The organism is Streptomyces sp. NPDC056347 (assembly GCF_042262625.1).
Lineage (GTDB): Bacteria > Actinomycetota > Actinomycetes > Streptomycetales > Streptomycetaceae > Streptomyces.
Window position 1 is genome coordinate 1 of record NZ_JBHJQP010000073.1, and the last position, 24,615, is coordinate 24,615.

Below are 24,615 nucleotides of genomic sequence, written 5' to 3' on the forward strand. Positions count from 1 at the left end.
CGCCCGGGCACCACGGAGAACAGCGGCCGCCGCGCCCTCCCCCACGGGGCGCGGCGGCCGCGCCGCGCGTACGGACCGTCCTAGGGTGTGTCCATGACGACGATGTACGCGGCGCTGTTGCGCGGGATCAATGTGAGCGGCCACAAACGGGTCCCGATGGCCGAACTCCGGAGCGTGCTCACCGGACTGGGACACGAGGACGTCCGTACCCACCTGCAGAGCGGCAACGCCGTCTTCAGCAGCGCGTCGGACGACGAGAACGCCCTCGCCGCCGAGCTGGAACGGGCCATCGAGCGGCACTTCGGCTTCGCCGTACCCTGCTTGGTCCGGGACGGCGCCTACCTGGCGGCTGTCGCGACGGCCTGCCCCTTCCCGGCCGCCGAACTCGAAGGAAAGCAACTGCACATCACGTACTACGACCAGCCGGTCGACGCCGCCCGCTTCGCCGGGATCGACCCGGCGGCCCACCTTCCCGAGGCGTTCGCCCTCGGCGACCGCGCCCTCTACCTCTACGCCCCCGACGGACTGGGCCGCTCGAAGCTCGCGGACGCGCTGTCCCGCTCCTCCGTCACCAAGGGCGTCGTCGCCACCTCGCGCAACTGGAACACCGTGGCCAGACTGGTCGAGATGACCACGGCAGGAGCCCCCGCATGACCGAGCCGTCCCCCGGCGTGGCCGCGGCGGTCGAGGGCGAGCTGCGCCTCCTGGACCCGGCCGTACGCGCCTCCGCCGAACTCCTCGCCCTGCTGCTGCACCCGAACTACCGGGAGATCGACTACACCGGCCGGATCTGGGACCGCGACACAATGATCGCCTCCCTCACCGCCGCGGACGCCCCGCGCCCCGGCCCGCTCACCGCCTCCCGGATGAACGGCATCCAGCTCGCCGACGACATCGTCCACCTCACCTACGACACCGAGACCAAGGGCCGCCTCGCCCACCGCAGCTCGGTGTGGCGGCTGACCGGCACGGGCTGGGTGCTCTACTACAACCAGGCCACCCCGTTCACCACTACGGCCGACACCGACGGCGACACCGGCACCGGCACCGACAAGGGCGACAGCACCGGCACCGACAAGGGCGACGGCGACAGCACCGGCACCGCCGACGCGGACTGAACGGCTCAGCGCCGGGAAACGCGCTGCGCCCGAGCCGCCCACCGGCCGTCCGTACGGGAGATCCGCACCGGATGCCCGAAGCAGTCGCTGACTTGCTCCGTGGTCAGCACCCCGTCCACCGGGCCCGAGGCCACGCACCGGCCGCCCCGCAGCAGCATCGCGTGCGTGGTGGAGGCGGGCAGCTCCTCCAGATGGTGGGTGACCAGCACCGTCGCCAGCTCCGGGTGCTCCTCCCGCAGCATGTCCAGACTGTCGAGCAACTGCTCGCGCGCGGCGAGATCGAGACCGGTGGCCGGCTCGTCGAGCAGCAGCAGCCGGGGCCTGGGCATCAGCGCACGGGCGATGAGCGTACGGCCCCGCTCGCCCTGCGACAGCGCGGGCCAGCGCGACCCCGACTTGCCGCCCATCCCGAGCATCTCCAGCAACCGCTCCGCCCGCTCCCGCTGCTCCCGGTCCACCGACCGGCGCGGCACCGGCTCGATCGAATTCGTCAGGCCGGTGAGCACCACCTCGTGCACCGACAGCGGCGAGCGCAGCGGATGGCGCGGATCGACATGTCCGAGAAGCGAGCGCAGCTCCCGCAGATCGACCCGGCCGAGGGTGCGCCCCAGCACTTCCACCGAACCCCGGGTGGGGTGCTTCAACGCGCCGAGCAGCCCCAGCAGGGTGCTTTTCCCGGCCCCGTTGGCGCCGAGCAGCGCCCAGTGCTCACCGCTGCGCACGGTCAGCGAGACCGAGTCGAGGAGCACCTTGCCGTCGCGGACCAGCTGGACCCCGTCGGCCCGGATCACCGGCACCGCTCCGGCGAAAGGAACGGCGGCGGGAGCGGGGGCTGGGGCGGGGAACGTGGTGGTGTCGGGCGTGGTCACGGCCGGGTGCTCCTTCTTCTCATAGGGGTACGAGCTCCTCCAGGCCGCTCAGGTCCTCGCCCGACAGCCGGATCTCCCGCGCCCCCAGGTTCTCCGCGAGATGGGCGGGCGAACCGGTGCCCGGGGTCGGGCACAGTACGGGGGAGCGGTGCAGCAGCCAGGCGAGGGCGATCTGCCCGCGGGTGGCGCCGTGCCGGTCGGCGACGGCGCGGAGCGCGGCCGCGGCATCACCGGTCAGCGCACCGTTGCCCAGCGGGAACCACGGCAGAAACGCGAGACCACGGGCCTCGCACACCTTCAGTACCGCCTCCGACGAACGGTCCAGGAGATTGAAGCGGTTCTGCACAGAGGCGATCCCGGTCAGGGAGAGCGCCTGCTCCAGCTGCTCGGCGGTCAGGGTGTCCAGGCCGATGTGCCGGATCTTACCCTCCTGCCTCAGCTCGTCCAGGGCGCCCAGCTGCTCCGCCATCGGCACCTCCGGGTCCAGCCGGTGCAGCTGGTAGAGGTCGATCCGGTCCGTCCGCAGCCGCCGCAGGCTGGCCTCGCACATCGCCCGCAGCCGCTCCGGGCGGCCCTCGATGTGCCAGGCGCTGTCGCCGGTGCGGACCACACCGCCCTTCGTCGCGATCACCAGCTCCTCGCGGTAGGGGTGCAGGGCCTCCGCGACCAGCTCCTCGGCCAGCCCGGGGCCGTAGTTGTCCGCGGTGTCGATCAGGGTGACGCCCTGCTCCACGGCCGCCCGCAGCACCGCCACAGCGGCGCCCCGTTCACCGCGCGGGCCCCAGTACCCGGCCCCGGTCAGCTGGGCCGTGCCGTAGCCGAGCCGCCGTACGGGCAGCTCGCCGCCGAGCAGGAAGGTCTCTTCGGGGGAACCGGGCACAGAAGTCATCCCACCATCCTATGACCCCGGGACTACGAGGCCAGCGCGTCCACCGCGTCGAGCGCGAGCTGCCAGGGGAACCCGCCGGGGCGGCGCTCGCCCGGCCGGTTCGGCTCGAATCCGCCGGGGCCGTACAGCACGGTGACGCCCATCTCCCTCAGCTCGGCCACACTCCGGTCGAACGCCCGGTGACGCGCGTACGCGGAGTTGACACAGGGCATCGCGACGAGCGGGATGCCCTTGCCGATCGCCTCGGCCGCGAAACCCACCACAAAGCTCGATGTGAGGCCCAGCGCCCAGGAGTTGACCGAGTTGAAGGTGGCCGGTGCGAACAGCACCACATCCGCCGGGGGCCATACGTCCTGCGCACCCGGCGACTTGTACGCGGACCGCACCGGGTGCCCGGTCAGCCGCTCCAGTTCCGTCAACCGCGGCGCCAGCCACCGGGCCGCCGACGGAGTGAGGCCCAGACACACGTCATAGCCGCGGACCTGGGCCTTCTCGATGACCGTGGCGATGTCGAGGACGGGCGGAGCGGCGGAACCGAGCAGGTAGAGAGTCTTCATAGCGCCATCCCATCGCGCCGGGGCGGGACCGGCCAATTTTCCTCAATCCGGTTGGCTTCGGGCCGCTTCGCGAATCCCGCGGCAGGCCGCGCGGGTACGTTTCCGGGCGATGAACCAGGAACGCGAGGGGGCCGGTTTGCCCGCACCGGACGACTGCAGCACGGGCGAACGCATCAAGGAGCAGCGGAAGCTCGCCCGGCTCAGCCAACGCCAGCTGGCCGCCCGCATCCCGTACTCCTACAGCCTGCTCAACCAGGTCGAGTGCGGGGCCCGGGTGGCGACGGCCGAGTTCACCGCTGCCGTCGCCCGCGGCCTGGGCGTCGACATCGCACTCCTCACGGGGCCACCGCACGTGACCGAAACACAACAGGGCAGGCTCGCCGCGCTGGTGCGCCCGATCAGGGAGAGCCTCGCCCTGTACGACCTCGCCCCCGACGGCCACCACCCCACCCGTGCCGTGGCCGAGCTGGTACGCGACGCCGACCGCCTCTGCCAGGAGGTCCGCGCGACGTACCTCAGGAAGGCGGCCCTCGCCCTCCCCGGCGTCATCGACGACCTGACCCTCACCGTGCACACCGCACCGGGCACCGAGGCCTGGCGCGCCCTGGCCTCGGCGTACCGCACCGCCCATGACATCGCCGCCAAGCTCGGCTTCACCGACCTCGCCATCACCGCGCTCGACCGCATGGGGTGGGCCGCGGACCGCGGCTCCGACCCCTGCCTCGCCGCGATCCGCCAGTACCGGCGGGCGCTGAGCCACGCGGAGTCGGAGCAGGACCTCGGCAGGCGCCTGGTCGAGGCGGGGCAGGCACTCGTCGGCGGGCAGACGTCGCGCGAAGGACTCGCCGTGTCGGGCCAGTTGCACCTCGGCGCCTCCGAGATGGCGGCCAGGGCCGGGGACGGCGGCGCCGTGGCACAGCACATCGCGGCCGCCCGGGAGCTGGCCGACCGGGTCGGTGGCGAGGCGGGTGATGTCCACTGGCTGAGCTTCGGCCGCATGAACGTGAACCTGCACGAGATCGGCGCCGCCATCACGATGCGCGATTTCGACGCCGCGCTGCGCCAGGCCCGTGCCGTGAAACTCCCGCCCTCCACGCTGACTTCGCGACGGGCCCGGTTCCTCGTGGACCGTGCGGTCGTCGAGATGGAGACCGGACACCTGGACGCTTCCCTGCGCCACCTCCTCGCCGCCCGCCGCACCGCCCCGGAGCAGACCCGCTACCACCCCCGCACCCGGGAGACCGTGTCCGGGCTTCTCCACACCAGCCGTCGCACCTCGGACCAACTGGTCAACATGACTGCCTGGATCGGACTTTGAGACCCGCCCGCCCGGCCGGAAACCCCTGCGGCCGCTCACAGAAATGTGAGCGTTGCGGCCCTCGTGCGCTGGGACTCTTGATCCCATCAGACCAGCGAGGAGCCGGGGGCGTCATGAGCGTGAGGAACCTTCCGTCGGCCAGCCAACTGACGGAGCAGCAGCAGCGCGGATGGTCCTGCGTCTGGTGCCGGACCGCCCTGACCATCGGCACCGACACCGATCTCGGGGAACAGCGGACCCGCCCGGCCGCGGGTGCCGCGTACAGCTGGTTCCCCCGGGCCTGCTCGGACACCGCCGCCTGCGCCGTCCGTGAAGCGGGACTCGCGTCGTGACGGCCGCACGGCGCCCTTCGGACGGCCCGCCGGTGCTCGTCTGCGTCGACTGCGACCGCGTCATCACGGGGGCGTCCGTGACGCTGCCGCTCGGTGACTCGATGTCCGGCGCCCGGCCCGACATGCACGCCCACCCGCCGAACTCACCGGACTGCCACCCCCGGGACAGGTCCCGGGCCGCCCTCCGCCACCGCTTCACCACCTCGGACCCACGCACCCCCGAGCCCTCCTGACCGTACGGACCCCGCCCCGGTCCCGCACCACCCGGTGCGGGACCGCGCAGGGCCGGGCCCGCGTCAGCGCCGGAACACCGGGCAGGTCAGCACTTCCACGTGTGGGAGCGCAGATATGTTCCGGAACCGCTCAGATTCATCTTCTTCCCCGCGCCGAGGCAGAACACCTTCGTTCCGGTGTTCTTCGTCCCGGTGTACGCGGACACCGACTTCCCCGTCGTGCCCGCGTTGTACACGGACCTCACCCGCGTTTTCGTGACCCACTTGCACCTGCTCGAACCGTTGGTCCAGTCGGGGTCCTCGTACGTCCACCCGCAGACCTGGCCGCTGCCGTTGGCCCCGCTGTAGGCGCAGAACGTGCCGGGGGTGCACTGCCAGGCATCGGGTGCGGCGGACGCCGAGGACGGCACGACGAAGGCGGCGAGGGCCGCCGCCGCTGCTGCTCCGGCGAGGAGTTTCGGCCGCCTGCCCCTTACGTTTTCCATCGGGTGCTCCTGTCCGACTCGTGGACGCCGTGGCGGCGCCCTCCGCGATCAACTGGTGTCCTGAACGTAGCTCACGGTGATCAGGGCAGGTCAGGGCGTGAAGGGGTGCTGGTGCGTGTCGGGCGCGCGCCCGCGCGTTCTGGAGTGTGCCCACGCGGGTGCCGGCCGGCGGAGCCGCGGCTCCGGGCGGTGTCGCCTTTCTTCAATTGCCGGGCGTGGGGGCGGCCGTAGGGTTCCGGCATGAAGACCGAGCACGCTCACATGACCGAAATCGCCGCCGAGGCGGCCCGTATCGCCCGCTCCGTCCGCGCCGACCGGCTCGACGCGCCCCGCACGCCCTGCGGCGACTGGGACCTGCGGAAGCTCGTCAACCACTGGGTGCTGTACACGTCCCACGGCCTGGAGCACCGGGCCCTGGGCAAGGAACTGCCGGAGGAGCTCGTCGAGCGGGACTTCACCGCCGACGCCGACTGGGCGGAGCAGTACGCGGCGCAACTGGAGCGGGCGGTCGCCGCCTGGGCGGACCCGGCGGTCTGGGAGGGCGAGATCGACCTGGGGAACTCCACGTCCCCGGCCGGCGACGTCGCCGCGATGCTCATCGAGGAGACCGCCCTGCACGGCTGGGACGTGGCCCGGGTCGTCGGCGAGGAGTTCCGGCTGACCGACGGGGCCGCCGCCTATCTGCTCGAAGTCGTCGACGGCACCGCCGCGCTGTACCGGCAGTACGAAGGTTTCGCCGACGAGGTGGACGTCCCCGGTCCGGCGTCGGACTTCGAGCGCGCCCTGGCCCACAGCGGCCGCGACCCGAAGTGGTCGTGATCCGGGAGCTTCACGAGGGCCGGCGCGGCGGGTCCGTCCGGCCCGTGAACAAGCCGATCAGCTCCCGGCTCAGCAGCAGGGGCTGCTCCTTTGAGAGGAAGTGACCGGCGCCGGGGATCCCGGCGAACCGGATGCCGGCCGCCCGGTGCTCGTCCGGGGCGCGGGCGAGTGGCGGACAGCGCCCGCCGGGCACCAGGACCGGCACGGTCAGCGGGGGGAAGCCGGCCGCGACCCGGATGTCCCCGCGCGGTGTCCGGTACCGGCCCGCCACCGCGCGGATCGCGTCGACGGAGTCGTGGGCGCGGGCGCAGATCTCCCGGCTCTGCTCGTCGGCGGCCCCGGGGGTGACGGTGAGCCGGTCGACGGACCGGTCGACGACGGTCCGGTAGCGGCCCGCGAGCAGTCGCTCGGGAAGCGTGTCGACCTGGTTGAAGCCGAGGTGCCCGAACCGCAGTCGGAACGGTCGCGGGCAAGGCCGGGCACCGTGCGTGGCGATCGTCACCGACGGTCGACACCGACGGTCGACACCGATGGTCGGCGTCGATCGTCGCGGCGGGTTGCCGACGGTGAGGCCGTGCTGCTCCAACTGGTCAGCGACGTGATGGAGTTGAGTGAAAGGGAGTGGTGACCTGCGGATATGGACGCTGAATCCGGTCGATTCGGCTCCTGGTGGCGTTCTCGAGCGTGACGGTCAGGCGACGAGCAGGCGCAGACCGAGCTCGGCCGCGTCGAGGGCGACGAGGTCGCGGTTACGCTCGGTCCACCGGCCCGAGGCGAGGTCGGCGCGGAGCATGTTCACCGCCCGCTGCTCGGCCTCCGGGCCGACCCGGGTCCATACCGACACTGCACGGCGCACCTGTTCGTCGAGGTACGCCTCGGGCCGGCGCCAGTGGGCCTCGAAGAACCCGTCGGCGCAGTCCCACGGGATGAGCACCGGCTCCGCGCGGCCCCCGATGGCGCGGGTCATGTCGGCCAGTGAAGGCCAGTCGGTGAGAAGGCCGGCGAACTCGGGCAGGTAGTCGCGGGTGAGCCAGAACCGCTGGAGCCAGCCGGTCGTACTGGCGTCGTACGTGAAGACCACCACGCGCCTCGCCACCCGCCGCATTTCGCGCAGCCCGGCGATCGGGTCCGGCCAGTGGTGAACGGTGCTGACCGCCATCGCGGCATCGAAGGACCGGTCGGCGAACGGCAGGCATTCCGCACTCGCGGCCACGCACGGCGCCGCTCCCGCGGGGCGCTGCGCCCGCATCACCGCCGACGGCTCCACTGCCGTGACCTCGCGGTCCGGGGGCTCGTAGGAGCCGGTGCCGGCCCCGACGTTCAGCACCGTCCGTGCGTCCCCGAGCGCTTCCCGGATCCGTGCGGCGATTCGAGGCTCGGTGCGCCGGGTCGCCGGGTAGGCGGACCCGATGGTGTCGTACAACTGCGCGCCGAACACTCTCAATTGGTCCTCGGGCGCTGACTTGATCCCCATTGCCCGTTCCTCCAGTTCCCTGTCGATGGCCGTCACCATGGCGGCACTGCGGTCCCGCTGTTCCAGCAGCAGGCCACGCAGCCGACGTAGGCGCGCGACCGCGTCGGTGGCCGGGTCGTCCACCAGATCCGCGATCTCGCGCAACCCGAAGCCCAGCCGCCGGAATGCGAGCACCTCCCGCAGGCGCTCCACGTCGCCGGCCGAGTAGGTCCGGTACCCGGCGTTGGTCCGCGCGGACGGCCGGACGAGGCCGATCTCGTCGTAGTGGTGCAGGGTGCGGACGCTGACGGCGGCCAGCTCGGCCACCCGTCCAACGGTCAGGTGCTCGTGCTCTTCCACGTCGGCGACTATGCGGCATCACGCCACGTGAGGGTCAAGCGCCCCGCACCTGGTACCGCCGGGCGGCCGGCCATGGGAAGGTGCTCCGCTTCCCCTTCGGCGCCGGCCCCGCGCTCACGCCTTGAACCGGTCCGTCCGGCGCCGAGAACATCAGGCCGTCGCCCGCCGTTGCCGACCGCACGCGATCGAGGGGCGGCGCGGTGAAGGCCGCCCCTGACGGCCAATCGGCCCACCTCGCCCACCAGGCCGCCCCTGAGCAGGCAAGACGTCGAAGTCCTGAACGTAAGAGCTGCTCACGGAGTGTCACCACTTGGCCAGGTCGATGTTGCACTGAGTACCTGGCTTTCCTCCAGGAAATTGGCGACCGTGCAGAACTGTGGAATGTGGATTCCAGGAAACCCGGCCCGATTCGGTGGAGCGGCGGCGAAAGTGCAAACGCCGTGGCAATCGTCGGACGCGATGAGGCTCTCGCGGTCGGCGGATCTGACGGTGCCGTGCGGCTGTGGGGCATGGGCTCCGGGATCCCCGGTCCGTTGCTGAAAGGCCGTGGGAGCGTGGTCACTTCTGTGGCGTTCAGCCGGGACGGGGTGGGCCTCGTCGTCGGCAGTGAAGACGGCTTCCTTCTGAGTATGGCGTTCAGTGAGGACGGGAAACGCCTCGCAACTATCAGCGGGAGCGGCTCACTTCGGGTGTGGAACATGGAGACCCCAGCTCGCCGCAGGCCTTGGCCCGGCTGCCTGAACCTGGCTGAGCTGGTGAACTGCGTTCAGTGGCGCAGGACGCTGACGACTCGCTCCCACCGGCCAGGTCGGGGACGGTGGGTGGGGCTGGCAGTACAAACCGGGCGTCATGCGACTACGTCGAAGCCTGGGGCTCTCGGACCCGCAAGTGCCCGAGCCCTCGCCGGCGGGCCTGCAGGACCCGCTGGGGAGCGGGGCGGCTGCGGCGGGCGACGCGACTCCGTAGCTCGAATCGTCAGCATGACATTATCCCGGTCAGAGGCTCACGCTACGTGAGTGGGGCTTGCACCGAAGGCTACTGGGGGAAACGTGATCAGCAATGACTCGCCCGAAGTCACCGACGGCTCTTGTTGCACGGTGGGGCACTGCCCCCGGATGTCCGGCGGCCTCGGATCGGTCGCCGCCTGCGTGGGACTCGTGCTCGCTCTACTGCTCGCCCAATGCGGCTACGAACGGGGTCCCGCGCCGGTTGACCTCACCGTCTGGATGTATCCGGTGATCATCGACCCCCAGGCGGGCGAGGCGTATTGGAATGGAATTGAGGAGGACTTTGAGAAGGTGTCGCCCGGTGTCCGTCTCACCGTCGAGCGGTTGCCGTGGGCAGGCCGGGACCGAAGGGTCGCCGAGGCCCTCGCGGGCGACAACGGACCGGATGCTGTCCTTCTGATGCCGGACCAGATTCCTCGGTTCGCCTCCCGGAGGGCGATCGTCCCTGTGGATGCGGCGCTGAAGGGTAACGAGGACAGGTTCCTGTCCGCTGCCCTGGACGCGGTGACGGAGAACGGTCGGATCTACGGTGCGCCGATCTATCAGACCGTGACGACCACGATCTACAACAAGCGTCTGCTGTCCGAGGCCGGTGTCACGACCCCCCCTACCACCTGGGACGAGATCAAGGCGGCCGCGCCCAAGCTGCACAGCAAGGGCATTGCTCTCCTCGACTACTCCGCCTCCGACGACGCCTCCCTGAACCTCAACTTCTATCCTCTGCTCTGGCAGGCCGGCGGCCGGGTCTTCGCTGAGGACGGCAATCGGGTCGCTTTCAACGGCCCGGAGGGGGTCGAGGCATTGACCTTCCTCACTGACCTCTTCCGGCAGGGTGCGGTTCCTGCGTCGTCGATGAGGAACACCAACCGCCTCGGTGACCAGGCTCTCGGAAGGCAGCGGGCTGCGATGGGGTACTCCGTTGTCCTGCCCGACGCCGATCTGGCCGCGCGAACTTGGGGCAAGGAAAACGTACTGGTGGGCGGACCGCTCAAGGGCCCCACCAGGGAGGCCGCGTTCGGCGCCCCCGGCGCCCTTGTTGTCAACGCAAAGTCTCGACACCGGGCGGAGACGCAGAAGTTCCTCGCCTTCATGATCCGGCCGGAGCAGATCCGTTCCCTGGCGTGGGCGAGCGGCTATCTCTCGCCCCGTACCGATGTCGTCGTTCCGAGCGACTCACCGTACGCGATGCAGTACCAGGCGGCGCTGGCCAGTATTTTCGTCGGGGAGCCGCATCCGGCGTCGCGGCAGGTGATGGCGCTGCTCGCGCCCGAGATCCGGGCGGCGCTGACCGGTCGAAAGAGCCCGGCGGCGGCGCTCGACGCGGCGGCTTTGGCCGCCGACGAACTGCTGCGCTCCTCCTGAATCCGGTTCATCATCAGGGGCGTTCGCCAGCCTTGTCCACGAGTGCCGTCGAGACGCGGGTGGCCGTGGCCAGGATGGTGCCCTTCGGTACGAAGGGGCCTCCAGAAGACTTGCCGCCAATGTAGTAGTCGAGTCCGGCGACGTATCGCACGCCCCTATAGGCGAAGGAGTCGGGGTCGAGCAGGACCTGCATGCTGTTGCGTTCGTCCGAGTTGTCGCGGAACTCGCCGTCGACGCCGATGGCGAGAACGTCCCGACCGATGCCGTCGACCACCAGGACAGGCTCGGTCACGCCTTTCAGCCGCATGATGACGTCGTACAGTGTCCGGGCCTTGTCCTTGGTGATGTCGGGCAGCGCAGAGAGCACTCCCACCACTTCGGCGAAGTCGCGCCGGGTCTGCGTTAGCCGGAGGGTGCCAGCGAAACGGCTGGGGATGGACCGCGTGCGAATCAGACGCAGGGCAGCGGCGGGGTCCGCAGGCAGGCGGGTTACCAGATCGTCGGAGCCCTCGGGCGGAAGCATCTCCCAGCCGGCCTGGTAGTTCCCTTTCCAAACGTCCACGTCGTCCGGGTCACTCGTGCTCTCGTCGGGCGTGGCAAGGGCTGAGCCGTCGTAGCGGATCCACTTGTCCTTGTACTTTGGCGCCGCTGGTTCCACGCGGCACGTTTGCGTGGCGGGGCCCAGGTTGAACGAGCCGACCTCGCTGTATCCGTTGGTGCTGGCACCGGTCCCGCACCGCAGTGTGTCCCAGCGCACCTTTTGGTAGACCCAGCGCTGCGCACGGGGTTCCGGCGCGGCGGGCGACGTGGCCTGGTGCCGTAGGACCAGCGTGGACAGCAGCGCCATCGCCACCACCGAGGCGACCGCGCAGACCATGGCGAGGTGTCGACGCGCGGGTGGCGTGGGCCGGAGCGACCCAGTCCGCGCGATTCCCATCTGCAACCGGCTGTAACCAGCGGCGAGTTGGACTTCATCGGGTACGGGATCCTGGGCCCGGAACTGCCGTACCGCCGTCATCTCATCCACTGCCGACCATCTCCGGAAAATCATGTACGAGCCTGGGGTCCACACCACCGAGGGCGAGGCGGACCTTCCTGCGGGCCCGGTTGAGGCGGGATCGCACCGTGCCCACCGGGATGGACAGAGCCTCGGCGACCTCCTGGTAGTTGAGGTCCGCCCAGGCGACCAACAGCAGGACGTGCCGGTCGCCTGCCGACAGCGCAGCCAACGCCCCGGCCAGCGACACCTGCATGGCCTGGGCCATAACGCGACTGTCGCTGCGGTCGGTCCAGGCGTCGGCGACGGGGTCGTGGCCGGTGCGGGCCAAGGCTCTGAGGGCCCGCACCTCGGCGCGGCGCTGCTTCCCGATGAGGTTGGCGGCTATGCCGTACAGCCAGGGCTGAGCGTTCGGGCGGGTGAGGTCGTAGCGGGAGCGGGTGCGGAACGCGCTCAGGAAGGTGTCAGCGGTGATGTCGTCGGCCGCGTCCTCGCCCAATCGGCGCGCCACGTAGCGGCGGATGGCGCGGACGTGGCGATGGTACAGCTCGCCGAAGAGCTCGGGCTGGATCAGGGAATCGGCGATGACGCAGGCGTCGTCGTCAGGTCTGCCAGGCGAGCCGTTCACGCGATCTCCGTGTCTGTGGTGTGTGGGGGCACTCATCTTTACCCGGAGCACTCGAATGAGTTCACAAGAGCCGTGAACTCATTCGAGTGCTTCGGGTAAAGGTAGGCGTCGAGCACGCCCGGTGGGCGCCTCAGGATTGGAGTTGGGATTGAGCAACGCGGTGAGAGCCGGCGTCACGAGATCGGCAGGTGCCCTGGTGGCAGTCGTAGCCCTCCTGGCGGCAATGTTGGTCACAGCAGGACCGGCACAGGCTGTCATGCCGCTACCCGGCGGCAAGGCGAACTGGGTCGTCTCCGTCGGCTACCTGGACCTGGCAACGAAGAACAACTACCGGAACTGGGAGCGGCTCGGGTACTACGCCTTCCAGAGCGATGGCACGGTGACAACGAACTACTGGACCTGGAACCAGCGGGAGCAGCCGAAGCGGGTTAGTGCGATGACTGCGGACTGCGGTGGCGACGTTCCTGCCTGTGCCGTGCGCACCGTCGACGGGTTTTCCAACGACCCGATGGGGGGCTACCAGGGCACCTTCGCCTACACGCCGAACGGACAGCTCGCCGTGACCTGGACCAAGAACGCCGCTGGCACCGCGCTGGCCCAGCCGGTCACCGAATACTGGAACGTCACCACAGGGCTGGCGGCCGGACGAGCTGCCCGCATCACAAGCCCCACGTTCTACGGCGCTTACGGAACCGACGTGGCGATCCCGGCCCCGGGAGTCTTCTCCGCACACGCCAATTTCGGTGTCGGCTACGGCAGCAACGCTTCGCTTGACCGCGCGAGCCGAGCCACGATGAGCCAGCTCGTCAACGACCCGCGCTACAACGCAGAGCCGTACCGGGGCGCCTTCGTCGTGGCCAAGGCGTCGTCGTCGGACCCGGCCACACGGACGGGGATCGTGGGCCGGGAAGGTTCGGGCGGGACCTGGACCTTCGGTGCGGTCTCGAATCCCTGGAAGCTGTGTGCCGGCAGCCCCTGTATGGGCTGGCTCCAGCCGAACACCTCGTGCGCCAGCACCGACAAGGACCGCGTCCGCTACATCGGCGAGATTGGCGGCGGCCGCCGCAACACCGAGGAGTACTGGTGCCAGTCGCTGGCCCAGGGCCAGCCCTGCTACGCCTACAACTCCCACCCTCGCCCCATGCTGCAGATCATCGACGACGCCGGTGAATTCCAGGGCTGGGTCGGCGTGGAGGCTTTCACTCACGTGTCCACCAGCACCGGGCTGCCGGACAGCAGTTGGGTCGAGGGCTACTCGGGGATCTTTGACATGGTGTCGGCAGCGTTGCAGCCCGAGCTGCCGAGCTGAGTGAATCCACTTCATTTTCCCAGATTTAGATCCTTAATCTGTGCATCAAATTTCCAGCGGAGACGCCTGCCTATTCTCAGGCACTGAAAGAATGTGAAAACTTCCCAATCGGGGGTTGACTTCATCCCGATGATCGCAAATGCTTTCACTGTAAACGATGGAACTCCCGAACTGAGAGGAATTTACATGAAGCACTGGAAGAGAATTCTTTCCGCGCTCGTCATCACCTCTGCAGTGGTCATAATTCCGGCATCGCCGGCGGCCGCATATGGAACTCTCGGCTGCAAGTTCTCCACCGGAACGCTCAAGTGGCAGGACGCGACCACTACATCGGGCTACGCGACGGCCGCAACGAACGCAGTGGAAGCCTGGAACTCGACCAGCACACAGTTCAACATGAACAAGGTCACCAGCGGGGCGAACATCCGTGTCGCCAGCGGCAACTTCGGAGCGACCTGGCAGGGAACGCAGTTCGTGGGCATCACGCTCAACACGAGCCAGGAGAACCCGGTCACCCAAAGCTGTAGTGGCGGAACCTGGGACACCACTATGGTCACGTGGTGGAACGACTACTACACGCAGCACTATGGGGCGGTGAAGCGCCAGGCCATCATGGTTCATGAGCTCGGCCACGCTTTGGGGCTCGCACACACTGCTGCAGCCAGCGGTTCCAGCTGTAGCAAGGTCTCGATCATGGACAGGGCGATCGACGGCTGGTATGACGCCTGCGGCTTCTGGACACCGCGCCAGGACGACATCAACGGCGCGAACGCCCTGTACTGAGCGGCTAACACGTGAAATCCCCGCGAGCCCCACGCCATGCCCCTCGGTTGGCCGCAGCGGGTGCGGCCGCCCTGGTGATTCTTTCGTCGAGCAGTTGCGCTGCAGAGCAGACGCAGAACAGGCCGAAGCGGCAGATATCTGTCTCGCTGGTAAACCGCTACACCGATCTCGGCCGTATGCAAAAAGATAGTACGGCGGTGGTTCTCGCTAGTGCGGTCGGGTCCAGCGCCGCCGAGCGTGACGGATTTCCGATAACCGTGACTGATCTCAGGATTTCGAAGATCCTGGCGGGAAATATTTCCGGATCGGTCATCAAGGTGCAACAACTCGGCACAGAGAGTGTGGAATCACCCGACACGTCCCGCTTGATGAAAGTCGGCAATACGTACCTTCTCTATCTCGGCAAGAATGACGGAAAGGAGAATCCGGACCATTTCATCATCACCGGGGGGGACGGAATCTACGTTCTGCAGGGAAACCGGTATCTATACCGAGGGGGACCGTCGGCAGGGCCAGGGAAGTCGTTGCCAAAAGAGCTCGCGGCCGATGGCATGAAATTGACCTCACAGGCCGGACCGTAACAGGTTTCGCCGACGGCGGTCTCCGTCAGAGACGGCCGTCGGCACAGGCAATCCGGCCGGGGGCTCCAGATGCAGGGGCCGATTCACGGAGTGGTCGAAGGCCGGGGTGTGAGCCAGGCTGCACCGCCCGGTCCTCGATGAACTGGGCTCCCGCGCTGAGTTGGCCTGGCCCCGGTGTGCGATCGACACGGTGCCGCCGTACACGTGAATGCACCCAGTCGAGTGCAGACGCGCGCGCTTTGTTGCTGATCTTGTGACGCGGCGCCTGTTTGATCGTTTGTGCGGGTGTGCAGTTCGAGGGGGGGGCTTGCAGCGCCTATTGCTGCGTTTGTCAGAAGTGGAAATTGAGTCCGTAAAGCGGCGCGTGGACGGAGTTGCTCTACGTACGCGTTCTCATACGCCGTCGGCGCAATGTCCGAGGTATGGGAGGAGCTCGACCAGTGTGCACGGTCGGCACGAATGACGCCTGGCAGAAGCTCCGTTGGGCGGGTTGCCTGCCGTGGTCACACTGCTGATACGAAGGCTCAAGTGCCTCGCTGCCGACCCCGCAGTGACGTTCGCCGAGCAGATACCGGGACCCGCCCGCATGCCCGATATACCCCGGTGCCGCATGGGCAGCTGGCCCGAGTCGCCGAAGTTCCGGCCGACAGGCCCGGGTCACGGCTCGCCCGGAAGCTCGGCACGACGGTGGCCAACGACACCCTCCTGTGGCTCACCGGGCAGCGCCGCTGCAAGAACCAGGCTCGGTGCGTGTTCTCAGAGGCGGTGAATTCGCCCTGCTCAAGCGGCACACCTACGCCACATTGCTGGTCGACCTAGTCCTGCCAGTAGAAGAGCAGGGTGCTGACGTCCAGGGGGCGACGGCCGCCGAAGTAGTAGACGCAGAGGCCGGTCACGCGGATCTCGCCGGTCTCCGGGGTGATCCAGCGGAAGCCGGCCGCCTCCAGGGCGGCGCGGGCGGCGGGTTCGGGGCTGTGGGAGGTCGCGAAGGGGCCCAGGGTGCTGACGTGGACCTCGCTGTCCTCGGAACCCAGGCCGATCACGTGGTACGTGCCGCCGCCCTGCCGGTGGTAGTGACCGCAGGAGACCGGGGGCCGGGGTGTGAGGCCCGCCGCGGTGAGCGCGGCCGTCGCGCGGCCGAGCCGTTCCTCCTCCTCCCGTTCCACGTCCTCGTCCGAGCGCGCGGGCGGCTGGGTGCAGATGGCCTCGACCCGCCAGCGCGGGTCGCTCCGCTCCTCGCAGTGGTGGCCGTACTCCTGGACGATCGCCGCGCGCAGTTCGTCGTCCAGCCCGGCGACCTCGACCCGGGGGCCGCCCAGCGAGGCGTGGATCGCGCGGGTCTCGGCGGCGTCACCGGTCAGACGGTGCAGGGCGTACGCCGCCCACAGCTTCGCCTCGATGGTCGGAGCCCCGCGGAGGCGGGCGCGGAGCCGGTCCGGGTCGGTGAGAAGGGACTGGGCGAGATGGGCGACCGACGGGTCGGGGTCCGCGAGGGCGTCGGTGACGTCCTGTCCGGCCCGGTGCCGCATCCGGACCCGGAAGACCCGGTCCTCGGGGCGGGCGTCACCGACGTCGGACAGCACCGCCCGTGCCCCGTACCGGGCGACCAGCGCGTCCAGTCCGGCCTCGCCGGTCGCCCGCATGCGCGGCCACGGCTCGGCCGCGAGCGTTGCCAGCTCACCGGCCGCCGTACGGTCACCGAGCAGACCGCGCGCCTTCAGGATCGCCTCCGGCATGCCGTACGACGTGTCCTGCCGCCGGTCCGGATGTCTGAGCCAGCCCAGCAGCTCCGCCCGGTCGGCCAGCAGCTCCAGCAGCGCGATCCGTACCTCCGCCACGTCCTGCGCGTCGTGGACACGAGCGACCAGCGCGGCGACACGGCGCTCCGGCACCCGCCCGGCCAGCGCCTGCACACAGGGCCTGCGGCGCCACCACGGATGCGCCGGGTCGGCCACGTAGGCCGCCAGCGCGTCCGCGTCGAACGCGCGCAGACCCTCCGCGTCGACACGCCCGGCCTCCGGCACCAGAGTCTCTATGCTGAACATTCAGCGGATGGTAGCCGCTGCCGCCGGAATACCGCCCCCGGACGCGGCTTCACAATTGGCCCAGCGGAATCGATGGCGAGTGGACCGGGATCACCTGCCAATCGCTGCCTACGCTCGACCCATGGACAACCTGGACACCACACCGCGCACCACTGTCGACTTCTACTTCGACCCCGCCTGCCCGTTCGCCTGGATCACCTCCCGCTGGATGCTGGAAGTGGAGCGGCACCGCGACATCGACCTCCGCTTCCGCGTCATGAGCCTGTACCTGCACAACATCGGCAATGAACTGCCCGAGTGGTACCGGGACCTGGTGGACCGTTCGCTCGGGCCGGTCCGGGTCGCCGTCGCGGCGGCGGCCGGGCACGGCGACGGAGTGCTGCGCGATCTGTACACCGCGATGGGAACCCGCATCCACCGGGAGAAGAACGAGGACTTCGACGAGGTGATCGCCCAGTCCCTCGCCGAGCTGGGGCTGCCCGCCGCGCTCGCCGGCGCCGCGCACTCGGGGGAGTACGACGACGCGCTGCGGCACAGCCACGACGCGGGCAAGGACCCGGAGGCGGGCGGCTACGTCGGCACGCCCACGATCCATGTCGACGGGGCGGTCTGGTTCGGGCCCGTGCTGCGGGCCGCGCCGCGTGGCGAGGAGGCAGGGCAATTCTTCGACAGCTTCCGGACGCTCGCCGGGCACGCGGACTTCTTCGAGCTCAAGCGGACCCGGACCGGCGGTCTGGACGTGGGCTGAACCGGGCCGAACCGGCTTGAACCGGGCCGCCGGGTCACGCGCCGAGCGCGGCGGCCCGGACCGCCGGGGCGGGAGCCCCGGCGCGCCGGGCCTCGTCGTACCGGTCCAGCAGCAGACGGGCCAACTCGGGGGCCGGTCCGAGGACTTCGGCCAGTACGTCCGCGCCGGACGCCCCCGCCGCGATCCGGTCCGGCAGCCGGCCGGGAGCGATGACGTACGGCGCCACCGCCACCCGGCGCATCCCTTCCGCACGCAGGGCCCGTACCGCGTCCCCGGTGCCGGGGAAGCCGCCGGGAGAAGGTGCGGAGGCGAACGCAGGCCGCACGGAACACCAACCGGTGTGCCGCAGCTCCCGCGCGATTTCAGCGATCACTGCGATCGCCTCCGGGTCTGTGGAGCCCGCCGAGGCCAGGACGAGACCGGTCGACGCCCGGTCGGCGGGGCCGAGGCCCGCCTCGCGCAGGCGTCGTTGCAGCGCCGCGTTGAGCAGCGGGGACGGGCCGAGCACCTCGGCCTGCCGGACCCGCAGTCCGGGCAGTCGGCGCCGGGCCTCGCCCAGCACCGCGGGGATGTCGGACTTGGCGTGGAAGGCCCGGGTGAGCAGCAGCGGAAGGGCCACGACGGATTCCGCCCCCTCGGCGGCCAGCCGTTCCAGGACCCTTGGCACCGGTGGCGCGTTGAAGTCCAGGAAGCCGGTCTCCACCCGCAGCCCCGGCCGCAGCGACCGTACCCGCGCGGTGAGCGCGTGCACGGTCGCCGCGTGCCGGGGGTCACGGCTGCCGTGGGCGATGACGAGAAGGACCGGAGCGGTCATGAGCGGCACGTCCCCCTAGTTCTTCACCAGGAGACCGCGGCCGCGCAGCACCCACCGCTCCAGCGGACTGAAGATCAGCAGGTCGATCGCGATGCCGACGGTGAGGATCAGGATGATGGCGAGGAACACCATCGACATGCTGCTGGTCTCCCGTCCCTGCTCCAGCAACTGGCCCAGGCCCACGCCCAGATCGGGCGAGGAGGCGATGATCTCGGCGGCCATCAGCGACCGCCAGGAGAACGCCCAGCCCTGCTTCAGGCCCGCCAGATAGCCCGGCAGCGCGGCGGGCAGCACGATGTGCCAGGTGCCCCGCATCCCGGTCGCGCCGAGCGTCCGTCCGGCCCGCAGGTGCAGCGGCGGGATCTGGTCGACGCCCGCGACCAGGCCGTTGGCGATCGACGGGACGGCGCCCAGCAGGATCACCGCGTACATCATCCGGTCGTCGAGCCCCAGCCAGATCACCGCGGGCGGCACCCAGGCGACCGAGGGCAGCGACTGGAGCCCGGACAGCACCGGCCCGATCGCGGCCCGGACCAGCCGGACGCGCGACACCAGCAGCCCCAGCGGGGTGCCGATGGCCAGCGCCAGCAGGAAGCCGAGCAGACCGCGCGAGACGCTGGTCCAGATGTAGCCGAGCAGGGTGCCCTGCGCCCAGGCATCGGCCACCTCGCCCCACACCTGGGACGGCGACGGCAGCTTGTAGTCGTCGGTGACCTGCGCCCAGATCAGCAGCTGCCAGACCACGAGGACCAGGGCCACCGCCGCGAGGGGCGGCAGCACCTTGCGCAGCAGCACCTCGCGGACCGGGGTGCGGTTCACCCGTACGGCGTCGAGGGCGTCCAGTCCCGCCTCCAGGCCCGCCAGGTCCTGGGCGGTGTCCTTGCCGGCGGTCTCAGTGCTGGCCATGTCGGCGGATCTCCCCACGCAGTTGTTCGGTGATCTCCACGGACAGCTCCGCCACCGCGGTGTCCTCGATGCGGCGCGGCTGGTCGATGCCGACCGTCCACTCCCGGGCCACCCGGCCCGGCCGCGAGGAGAGCAGCACGACCCGCTCGGCGAGCCGGACCGCCTCGCGCACGTTGTGCGTGACGAAGAGGACCGAGAGGTTCGTCTCGCGCCAGATCCGGGTCAGCTCGTCGTGCAGCACGTCCCGGGTGATCGCGTCCAGCGCGGCGAACGGCTCGTCCATCAACAGCAGTTGACTGTCCTGGGCGAGTGCGCGGGCCATCGCCACCCGCTGCCGCATCCCGCCCGACAGCTCGTGCACCCGCTTGGCGTACGCCCCGCCGAGCCGCACGAGTTCGAGCAGCCGCTCCGCCTCGGCGCGCCGCTCGGAGCGCGGGACACCGCGCAGCCGCAGCGCCAGTTCGATGTTCTTGCCCGCGGTGAGCCACGGGAAGAGGGCGTGCTCCTGGAACATCAGGGCGGGCCGCCCGCCGGGCGTCTCGATCGACCCGGCGCTCGGGCGGTCGAGCCCGGCCACCAGGTTGAGCAGGGTCGACTTTCCGCACCCGGAGGCGCCCAGGAGGGTGACGAACTCGCCGGGAGCGACATCGAGTGTGATGTCGTCCAGGACGAGCTGCCGCCCCTCCGGTCCGTCGAAGGACTTCGAGACGTGGTCGATACGGGCGGCGTGCCCGGCCCTCGTACGGTCCTCGGCCTTGGTGAGTGTGGTGGTCGCCATGGTCGTCACCTCCTGGGAATCCTCTTCGGGTACCGGACGCGCTTACTTGACGCCGAGACCGGCGTCGGCGACCCCGGGCCTGCCCGCGGCCTTCAGGATCTTGTTCAGCGGCTTCAGGTCGTAGATGCCGCCGAGGTCCGTCCGCTCCAGGAGACCTGCCTGCACGGCGTGCTCGGCCTCGGTGCCGAGGGTGGCGGCCAGCGGGTCGTCGGTGAACTGGATCGACTTCCACGCCGGGTCGAGGACCTCGGCCGGGAGCTCCTTGCCGGACAGCTTCTTGAGCGCGGCGTTCGCGGACGCCTTCGCCTTGTCGGGGTTGGCGTTGATCCAGGCGTTGGTGTCGACCGTGCCGCGCAGCACCGCCTCCACGACGTCCGGGTGTTCGGTCAGGAACTTCTGCGACACGATGATGTTGGTGATGACGAACTTGTTGTCCGGCCACAGCGTCGACTCGTCCAGCAGGACCTTCGCGCCCTGGGCGACCAGCTTGGACGCGGTCGGCTCGGGCGCCCAGGCGCCGTCGATGGAACCGGACTTGTAGGCGTCCGGCGTCACCTTGTTGTCCGTGCGGACGACCGAGACGTCGCCCCGGCCGCTGTTGGCGTCGACCTTCCAGCCCTTCTCGGATATCCAGTTGAGGAAGGCCACGTCCTGGGTGTTGCCGAGCTGCGGGGTGGCGATCTTCTTGCCCCTGAGGTCGTCCAGGGTCTTGATCTTCTTGGGGTTCACCACCAGCTTCACCCCGCCGGACGCCGAACCGCCGATGATGCGCAGGCTCTTGCCCTTGGACTTGGTGAAGCCGTTGATGGCCGGGGAGGGGCCGATGAAGCCGATGTCGATCGAGCCCGCGTTGAGCGCCTCGATCTCGGACGGTCCGGCGTTGAACGTCGACGGCTTGACCGCGGTCGAGCCCAGCTCCTTGGCGATGATGCCTTCCTGGATGCCGACCAGGGCGGTCGCGTGGGTGAGGTTCGGGAAGTAGCCGATCTTCACGGTGTCCGCAGAGAGCTTCTCGCCGCCGGTGGTGACGTCCGCCTTCGGGGCGTCGTCCTTCGCGGCGGAACCGTAGCCGCAGGCGGTGAGCGCCAGGGCGAGCAGCGGCAGGGCGGCGACGGCGGCGAAGGCGCGGCGCGAGGTGGAACGGGGGGCAGACACGGGAGGCATTCCTCTCGTCGGCCCGGTGCTCGCGTCCCGCGGGGTTACGGGGACGCGGCCGGGCGGTCGGCAGGTCTTCGTCTGAACTTGCTGCGGAGGTGGTGCGGTTGGTGCGAGTGGGCGCGCAGGCGGTGCGCGTACGTCATCGCGCACATCGCGCCACCCCGCCCTGGCCGCTGCCGAGGGCGCCGCTGCCGACGCGGCCGCCCTCCTTCGCGAACGTGGAGTAGATGTCGATGGTCATCAGAAGTCCCACGCGGCGTCGGTGCCGTCGGTGCCGTCCGCCGGGGCCCCGGCGGACGCGCTGGTGAACGAGGCGCCCGCCATGCCCGCCGACAGGGTGGTGCCGTCCGCCGGGTCGATCAGCAGGAACGACCCGGTGCGCCGGGAGTCCGCGTACGCGTCCAGCGCGAGCGGCTCCGCGGTGCGTACGACGACCCGGCCGATGTCGTTGGCGACGAGCTGTCCCGGCGCCGGGTGCTGGGAGAGATCGTCCAGGGTGAGCCGCGAGGGGATGTCCTTGACGATCGCCTTGACCGTGCGGGTGGTGTGCTTGAGCAGGACCCGGTGGCCGACGCGCAGCGGCTCGTCGGCGACGTGGCAGACGGTCGCCTCGACGTCCTGGGTGGTCGGCGGGGCGTCGTTCGACGGGGCGATCAGGTCCCCGCGCGAGATGTCGATGTCGTCGGCCAGCCGGAGCGTCACCGACTGGGGCGCCCAGGCGATGTCCACGCTCTCGCCGAGCGCGTCGATCGCGACGACCGTCGACGTACGCCCGGACGGCAGTACGGTGACGGGCTCGCCGACCCGGAAGGCCCCGGCGGCGATCTGGCCCGCGTAGCCCCGGTAGTCGGGGTGCTCCGCGGTCTGCGGCCGGATCACGTACTGGACGGGGAAGCGGGCGTGGCAGGCGGTCAGGTCGTGGCTGACCGGCACCGTCTCCAGGTGCTCCAGGACCGTCGGGCCGCCGTACCAGTCCATGTGCGCGGACGGTTCCACCACGTTGTCACCGGCCAGCGCGGAGATCGGGATCGCGGTGATCTCCGGGACGCCGAGCGAGTCGGCGTACGCGGTGAACTCCTCGGCGATGGCGGCGAACACCGGCTCCGCGTACCCGACCAGGTCCATCTTGTTGACCGCCAGCACCACGTGCGGCACCCGCAGCAGGGCGGCGACGGCGGCGTGGCGGCGGGTCTGCTCGACGACGCCGTTGCGGGCGTCGACCAGGACGACGGCCAGCTCGGCCGTCGAGGCGCCCGTCACCATGTTCCGGGTGTACTGCACGTGCCCGGGGGTGTCGGCCAGGATGAAGCGGCGGCGCGGGGTCGCGAAGTAGCGGTAGGCGACGTCGATGGTGATGCCCTGCTCGCGCTCGGCGCGCAGTCCGTCGGTCAGCAGCGCCAGGTCCGGCGCCTCCTGGCCCCGGCTGCGCGAGGCGTGCTCGACGGCCTCCAGCTGGTCGGCCAGGACCGACTTGGAGTCGTGCAGCAGGCGTCCCACCAGGGTGGACTTGCCGTCGTCCACCGATCCCGCGGTGGCGAAGCGCAGCAGAGTGGTCGCCGACAACTGCTCGGTCGTGGTGGTCATGACTAGAAGTACCCCTCGCGCTTGCGGTCTTCCATCGCGGCCTCGGACAGCTTGTCGTCGGCGCGCGTCGCGCCCCGCTCGGTGAGCCGGGAGGCGGCGATCTCGGCGATCACGGCGTCCAGCGTCGTGGCACCGGAGTCCACGGCGCCGGTGCACGACATGTCGCCGACGGTGCGGTAGCGGACCTGCCGGGTCTCGACGGGTTCGTGGTCCCGGGGGCCGCCCCAGTCCCCGGCGGTCAGCCACATGCCGCCGCGGTCGAAGACCTCGCGGTCGTGGGCGAAGTAGATCTCCGGCAGCTCGATCCCCTCGCGGGCGATGTACTGCCACACGTCCAGCTCGGTCCAGTTGGAGATCGGGAAGACCCGGACGTGCTCACCGGGGGCGTGCCGGCCGTTGTAGAGCTGCCACAGCTCGGGGCGCTGGCGGCGCGGGTCCCACTGGGAGAACTCGTCGCGCAGCGAGAAGACCCGCTCCTTGGCGCGCGCCTTCTCCTCGTCCCGCCGCCCGCCGCCGAACACCGCGTCGAAGCGGTGCTGCTGGATCGCCTCGGTCAGCGGCACGGTCTGGAGCGGGTTGCGGGTGCCGTCGGGGCGCTCGCGGAGCTTCCCGGCGTCGATGTACTCCTGTACGGAGGCGACGTGGAGCCGCAGCCCGTGCCGGGCCACCGTGCGGTCGCGGTACTCCAGTACCTCGGGGAAGTTGTGCCCGGTGTCCACGTGCAGCAGCGCGAACGGCACCGGCGCTGGTGCGAACGCCTTGAGCGCCAGATGCAGCATCACGATCGAGTCCTTGCCGCCGGAGAACAGGATCACCGGCCGTTCGAACTCGCCCGCCACCTCGCGGAAGATGTGCACGGCCTCGGACTCCAGGGAGTCCAGATGGCTCAGCGCGTACGGGCTGTCGGTGCCCTCCGACACGGTCGCCGTGGTGGTCACACCGCACCCCTCTCGCTCAGCAGCGCGTACAGCTGCGCCGCGGACTCCCGCACGGTCTGCCGATGCGACTCGATCCGCAGATCGGGCGCCTCGGGCTCCTCGTACGGGTCGTCGACGCCGGTCAGTCCGCTGATCTCGCCCGCCGCCTGCTTGGCGTACAGGCCCTTCACGTCGCGTGCGGAGCACACCTCGACCGGGGTCGCGACATGGATCTCCAGGTACGGGGTGCCCTCGGTCTGATGGCGCCCCCGCACCGCGTCCCGGCTGTCCGCGTACGGGGCGATGACCGGGACCAGCACCTTCACGCCGTTGGCCGCCAGCAGTTCGGCGACGAAGCCGATCCGCTGGACGTTGGTGTCGCGGTCCTCGCGGGAGAAGCCCAGCCCGGCGGAGAGGAACTCACGGATCTCGTCCCCGTCGAGCACCTCCACCCGGTGGCCCTCGCCGCGCAGCCGCCCGGCCAGCTCGTACGCGATGGTCGTCTTGCCCGCGCTCGGCAGACCGGTCAGCCAGATGGTGGCTCCTGTCTCCGTCACGCTCATCG

At 70.1% G+C, this 24,615-nt stretch carries 28 protein-coding genes and 1 pseudogene; 13 read left to right on the forward strand and 16 right to left on the reverse strand.

The genetic code is table 11. The annotated features are described in order from the left end of the window. Positions 1-93 precede the first annotated feature (93 nt). The gene (locus tag ACFCV8_RS18530) at positions 94-654 is read left to right on the forward strand and encodes a DUF1697 domain-containing protein (protein ID WP_376686427.1); all 561 of its coding nucleotides are present in this window, start codon (positions 94-96) and stop codon (positions 652-654) included. Next, complete coding sequence (locus tag ACFCV8_RS18535) at positions 651-1,118, forward strand: DUF4440 domain-containing protein (RefSeq protein WP_376686428.1); 468 nt, start codon at positions 651-653, stop codon at positions 1,116-1,118. The genes ACFCV8_RS18530 and ACFCV8_RS18535 overlap by 4 nt, the downstream gene beginning before the upstream one ends. 5 nt (positions 1,119-1,123) lie before the next feature. On the opposite strand, the gene ACFCV8_RS18540 is transcribed toward ACFCV8_RS18535, so the two are convergent. The 3 genes from ACFCV8_RS18540 to ACFCV8_RS18550 form a co-directional block, all read right to left on the reverse strand. After that, positions 1,124-1,915, reverse strand: a complete 792-nt coding sequence (locus ACFCV8_RS18540) for an ABC transporter ATP-binding protein (protein ID WP_376686460.1) — start codon at positions 1,913-1,915, stop codon at positions 1,124-1,126. Between the two features lie 91 nt (positions 1,916-2,006). Then, a complete protein-coding gene (locus ACFCV8_RS18545) occupies positions 2,007-2,876 on the reverse strand; it encodes an aldo/keto reductase (protein ID WP_376686429.1) in 870 nt (289 codons plus the stop codon). A 23-nt stretch (positions 2,877-2,899) separates the two neighbouring features. After that, positions 2,900-3,433 carry a flavoprotein gene (locus tag ACFCV8_RS18550; RefSeq protein ID WP_376686430.1) on the reverse strand — a complete coding sequence of 178 codons (534 nt, stop codon included), beginning with the start codon at positions 3,431-3,433 and terminating at the stop codon, positions 2,900-2,902. A 109-nt stretch (positions 3,434-3,542) separates the two neighbouring features. Here ACFCV8_RS18550 and ACFCV8_RS18555 point away from each other — a divergent pair, with 109 nt between their 5' ends. The 3 genes from ACFCV8_RS18555 (at position 3,543) to ACFCV8_RS18565 (ending at position 5,316) form a co-directional block, all read left to right on the forward strand. Further along, positions 3,543-4,751: a helix-turn-helix domain-containing protein gene (locus ACFCV8_RS18555; RefSeq protein ID WP_376686431.1), complete on the forward strand. Its 1,209-nt coding sequence runs from the start codon at positions 3,543-3,545 to the stop codon at positions 4,749-4,751. Between the two features lie 113 nt (positions 4,752-4,864). Beyond that, positions 4,865-5,083, forward strand: coding sequence for a hypothetical protein (locus tag ACFCV8_RS18560; protein ID WP_376686432.1), 219 nt, complete (start codon positions 4,865-4,867; stop codon positions 5,081-5,083). Then, positions 5,080-5,316: a hypothetical protein gene (locus ACFCV8_RS18565; RefSeq protein ID WP_376686433.1), complete on the forward strand. Its 237-nt coding sequence runs from the start codon at positions 5,080-5,082 to the stop codon at positions 5,314-5,316. Before ACFCV8_RS18560 ends, ACFCV8_RS18565 begins: the two co-directional genes overlap by 4 nt. A gap of 86 nt (positions 5,317-5,402) precedes the next feature. Here the strand turns inward: ACFCV8_RS18565 and ACFCV8_RS18570 are convergent, their stop codons facing one another. Beyond that, positions 5,403-5,801 (reverse strand): peptidase inhibitor family I36 protein, encoded by a 399-nt coding sequence (locus ACFCV8_RS18570; RefSeq protein ID WP_376686434.1) that lies wholly within the window; start codon positions 5,799-5,801, stop codon positions 5,403-5,405. Positions 5,802-6,041: 240 nt separating this feature from the next. Here ACFCV8_RS18570 and ACFCV8_RS18575 point away from each other — a divergent pair, with 240 nt between their 5' ends. Next, positions 6,042-6,620 (forward strand): TIGR03086 family metal-binding protein, encoded by a 579-nt coding sequence (locus ACFCV8_RS18575; protein ID WP_376686435.1) that lies wholly within the window; start codon positions 6,042-6,044, stop codon positions 6,618-6,620. Between the two features lie 10 nt (positions 6,621-6,630). Here the strand turns inward: ACFCV8_RS18575 and ACFCV8_RS18580 are convergent, their stop codons facing one another. Together ACFCV8_RS18580 and ACFCV8_RS18585 are read right to left on the reverse strand one after the other, a co-directional pair. Beyond that, complete coding sequence (locus ACFCV8_RS18580) at positions 6,631-7,122, reverse strand: alpha/beta fold hydrolase (protein WP_376686436.1); 492 nt, start codon at positions 7,120-7,122, stop codon at positions 6,631-6,633. Between the two features lie 189 nt (positions 7,123-7,311). Continuing rightward, positions 7,312-8,400, reverse strand: coding sequence for a methyltransferase domain-containing protein (locus ACFCV8_RS18585; protein ID WP_376686461.1), 1,089 nt, complete (start codon positions 8,398-8,400; stop codon positions 7,312-7,314). Between the two features lie 542 nt (positions 8,401-8,942). Between ACFCV8_RS18585 and ACFCV8_RS18590 the strand changes: the two genes are divergently transcribed. Together ACFCV8_RS18590 and ACFCV8_RS18595 are read left to right on the forward strand one after the other, a co-directional pair. Continuing rightward, entirely contained in the window at positions 8,943-9,449 is a 507-nt protein-coding gene (locus ACFCV8_RS18590) for a WD40 repeat domain-containing protein (protein ID WP_376686462.1), read from the forward strand. 33 nt (positions 9,450-9,482) lie between these two features. Then, entirely contained in the window at positions 9,483-10,802 is a 1,320-nt protein-coding gene (locus tag ACFCV8_RS18595; protein ID WP_376686437.1) for an ABC transporter substrate-binding protein, read from the forward strand. A 13-nt stretch (positions 10,803-10,815) separates the two neighbouring features. On the opposite strand, the gene ACFCV8_RS18600 is transcribed toward ACFCV8_RS18595, so the two are convergent. Together ACFCV8_RS18600 and ACFCV8_RS18605 are read right to left on the reverse strand one after the other, a co-directional pair. Further along, entirely contained in the window at positions 10,816-11,829 is a 1,014-nt protein-coding gene (locus tag ACFCV8_RS18600) for a hypothetical protein (protein ID WP_376686438.1), read from the reverse strand. Next, positions 11,822-12,463, reverse strand: coding sequence for an RNA polymerase sigma factor (locus ACFCV8_RS18605; protein ID WP_376686439.1), 642 nt, complete (start codon positions 12,461-12,463; stop codon positions 11,822-11,824). The genes ACFCV8_RS18600 and ACFCV8_RS18605 overlap by 8 nt, the downstream gene beginning before the upstream one ends. A 160-nt stretch (positions 12,464-12,623) precedes the next feature. Here ACFCV8_RS18605 and ACFCV8_RS18610 point away from each other — a divergent pair, with 160 nt between their 5' ends. The 4 genes and pseudogenes from ACFCV8_RS18610 to ACFCV8_RS18625 form a co-directional block, all read left to right on the forward strand. Beyond that, positions 12,624-13,736 (forward strand): hypothetical protein, encoded by a 1,113-nt coding sequence (locus ACFCV8_RS18610; RefSeq protein WP_376686440.1) that lies wholly within the window; start codon positions 12,624-12,626, stop codon positions 13,734-13,736. Positions 13,737-13,922: 186 nt separating this feature from the next. After that, positions 13,923-14,519 carry a matrixin family metalloprotease gene (locus tag ACFCV8_RS18615; protein WP_376686441.1) on the forward strand — a complete coding sequence of 199 codons (597 nt, stop codon included), beginning with the start codon at positions 13,923-13,925 and terminating at the stop codon, positions 14,517-14,519. Positions 14,520-14,566: 47 nt separating this feature from the next. Then, on the forward strand, positions 14,567-15,100 hold the full coding sequence (locus ACFCV8_RS18620) for a hypothetical protein (RefSeq protein WP_376686442.1): 534 nt from the start codon (positions 14,567-14,569) through the stop codon (positions 15,098-15,100). 79 nt (positions 15,101-15,179) lie between these two features. Continuing rightward, positions 15,180-15,293: pseudogene (locus tag ACFCV8_RS18625) on the forward strand (IS5/IS1182 family transposase); the annotation flags it as partial. Between the two features lie 622 nt (positions 15,294-15,915). On the opposite strand, the gene ACFCV8_RS18630 reads toward ACFCV8_RS18625, so the two are convergent. Beyond that, positions 15,916-17,145: a hypothetical protein gene (locus tag ACFCV8_RS18630; RefSeq protein WP_376686443.1), complete on the reverse strand. Its 1,230-nt coding sequence runs from the start codon at positions 17,143-17,145 to the stop codon at positions 15,916-15,918. A gap of 121 nt (positions 17,146-17,266) precedes the next feature. Here ACFCV8_RS18630 and ACFCV8_RS18635 point away from each other — a divergent pair, with 121 nt between their 5' ends. Beyond that, on the forward strand, positions 17,267-17,893 hold the full coding sequence (locus ACFCV8_RS18635) for a DsbA family protein (protein ID WP_376686444.1): 627 nt from the start codon (positions 17,267-17,269) through the stop codon (positions 17,891-17,893). Between the two features lie 34 nt (positions 17,894-17,927). Here the strand turns inward: ACFCV8_RS18635 and ACFCV8_RS18640 are convergent, their stop codons facing one another. The 7 genes from ACFCV8_RS18640 to cysC form a co-directional block, all read right to left on the reverse strand. Beyond that, on the reverse strand, positions 17,928-18,707 hold the full coding sequence (locus ACFCV8_RS18640; RefSeq protein WP_376686445.1) for a sirohydrochlorin chelatase: 780 nt from the start codon (positions 18,705-18,707) through the stop codon (positions 17,928-17,930). 15 nt (positions 18,708-18,722) lie between these two features. Further along, positions 18,723-19,613 (reverse strand): ABC transporter permease, encoded by an 891-nt coding sequence (locus ACFCV8_RS18645; protein WP_376686446.1) that lies wholly within the window; start codon positions 19,611-19,613, stop codon positions 18,723-18,725. Then, complete coding sequence (locus ACFCV8_RS18650) at positions 19,600-20,391, reverse strand: ABC transporter ATP-binding protein (protein ID WP_376686447.1); 792 nt, start codon at positions 20,389-20,391, stop codon at positions 19,600-19,602. Before ACFCV8_RS18650 ends, ACFCV8_RS18645 begins: the two co-directional genes overlap by 14 nt. 42 nt (positions 20,392-20,433) lie before the next feature. Then, positions 20,434-21,546 (reverse strand): aliphatic sulfonate ABC transporter substrate-binding protein, encoded by a 1,113-nt coding sequence (locus ACFCV8_RS18655; protein WP_376686448.1) that lies wholly within the window; start codon positions 21,544-21,546, stop codon positions 20,434-20,436. A 243-nt stretch (positions 21,547-21,789) separates the two neighbouring features. Next, on the reverse strand, positions 21,790-23,133 hold the full coding sequence (locus ACFCV8_RS18660) for a sulfate adenylyltransferase subunit 1 (protein WP_376686449.1): 1,344 nt from the start codon (positions 23,131-23,133) through the stop codon (positions 21,790-21,792). Between the two features lie 2 nt (positions 23,134-23,135). Continuing rightward, a complete protein-coding gene (gene cysD, locus ACFCV8_RS18665) occupies positions 23,136-24,071 on the reverse strand; it encodes a sulfate adenylyltransferase subunit CysD (RefSeq protein WP_376686450.1) in 936 nt (311 codons plus the stop codon). Further along, the gene (cysC, locus tag ACFCV8_RS18670; RefSeq protein WP_376686451.1) at positions 24,068-24,613 is read right to left on the reverse strand and encodes an adenylyl-sulfate kinase; all 546 of its coding nucleotides are present in this window, start codon (positions 24,611-24,613) and stop codon (positions 24,068-24,070) included. The genes cysD and cysC overlap by 4 nt, the downstream gene beginning before the upstream one ends. Positions 24,614-24,615: the final 2 nt, after the last annotated feature.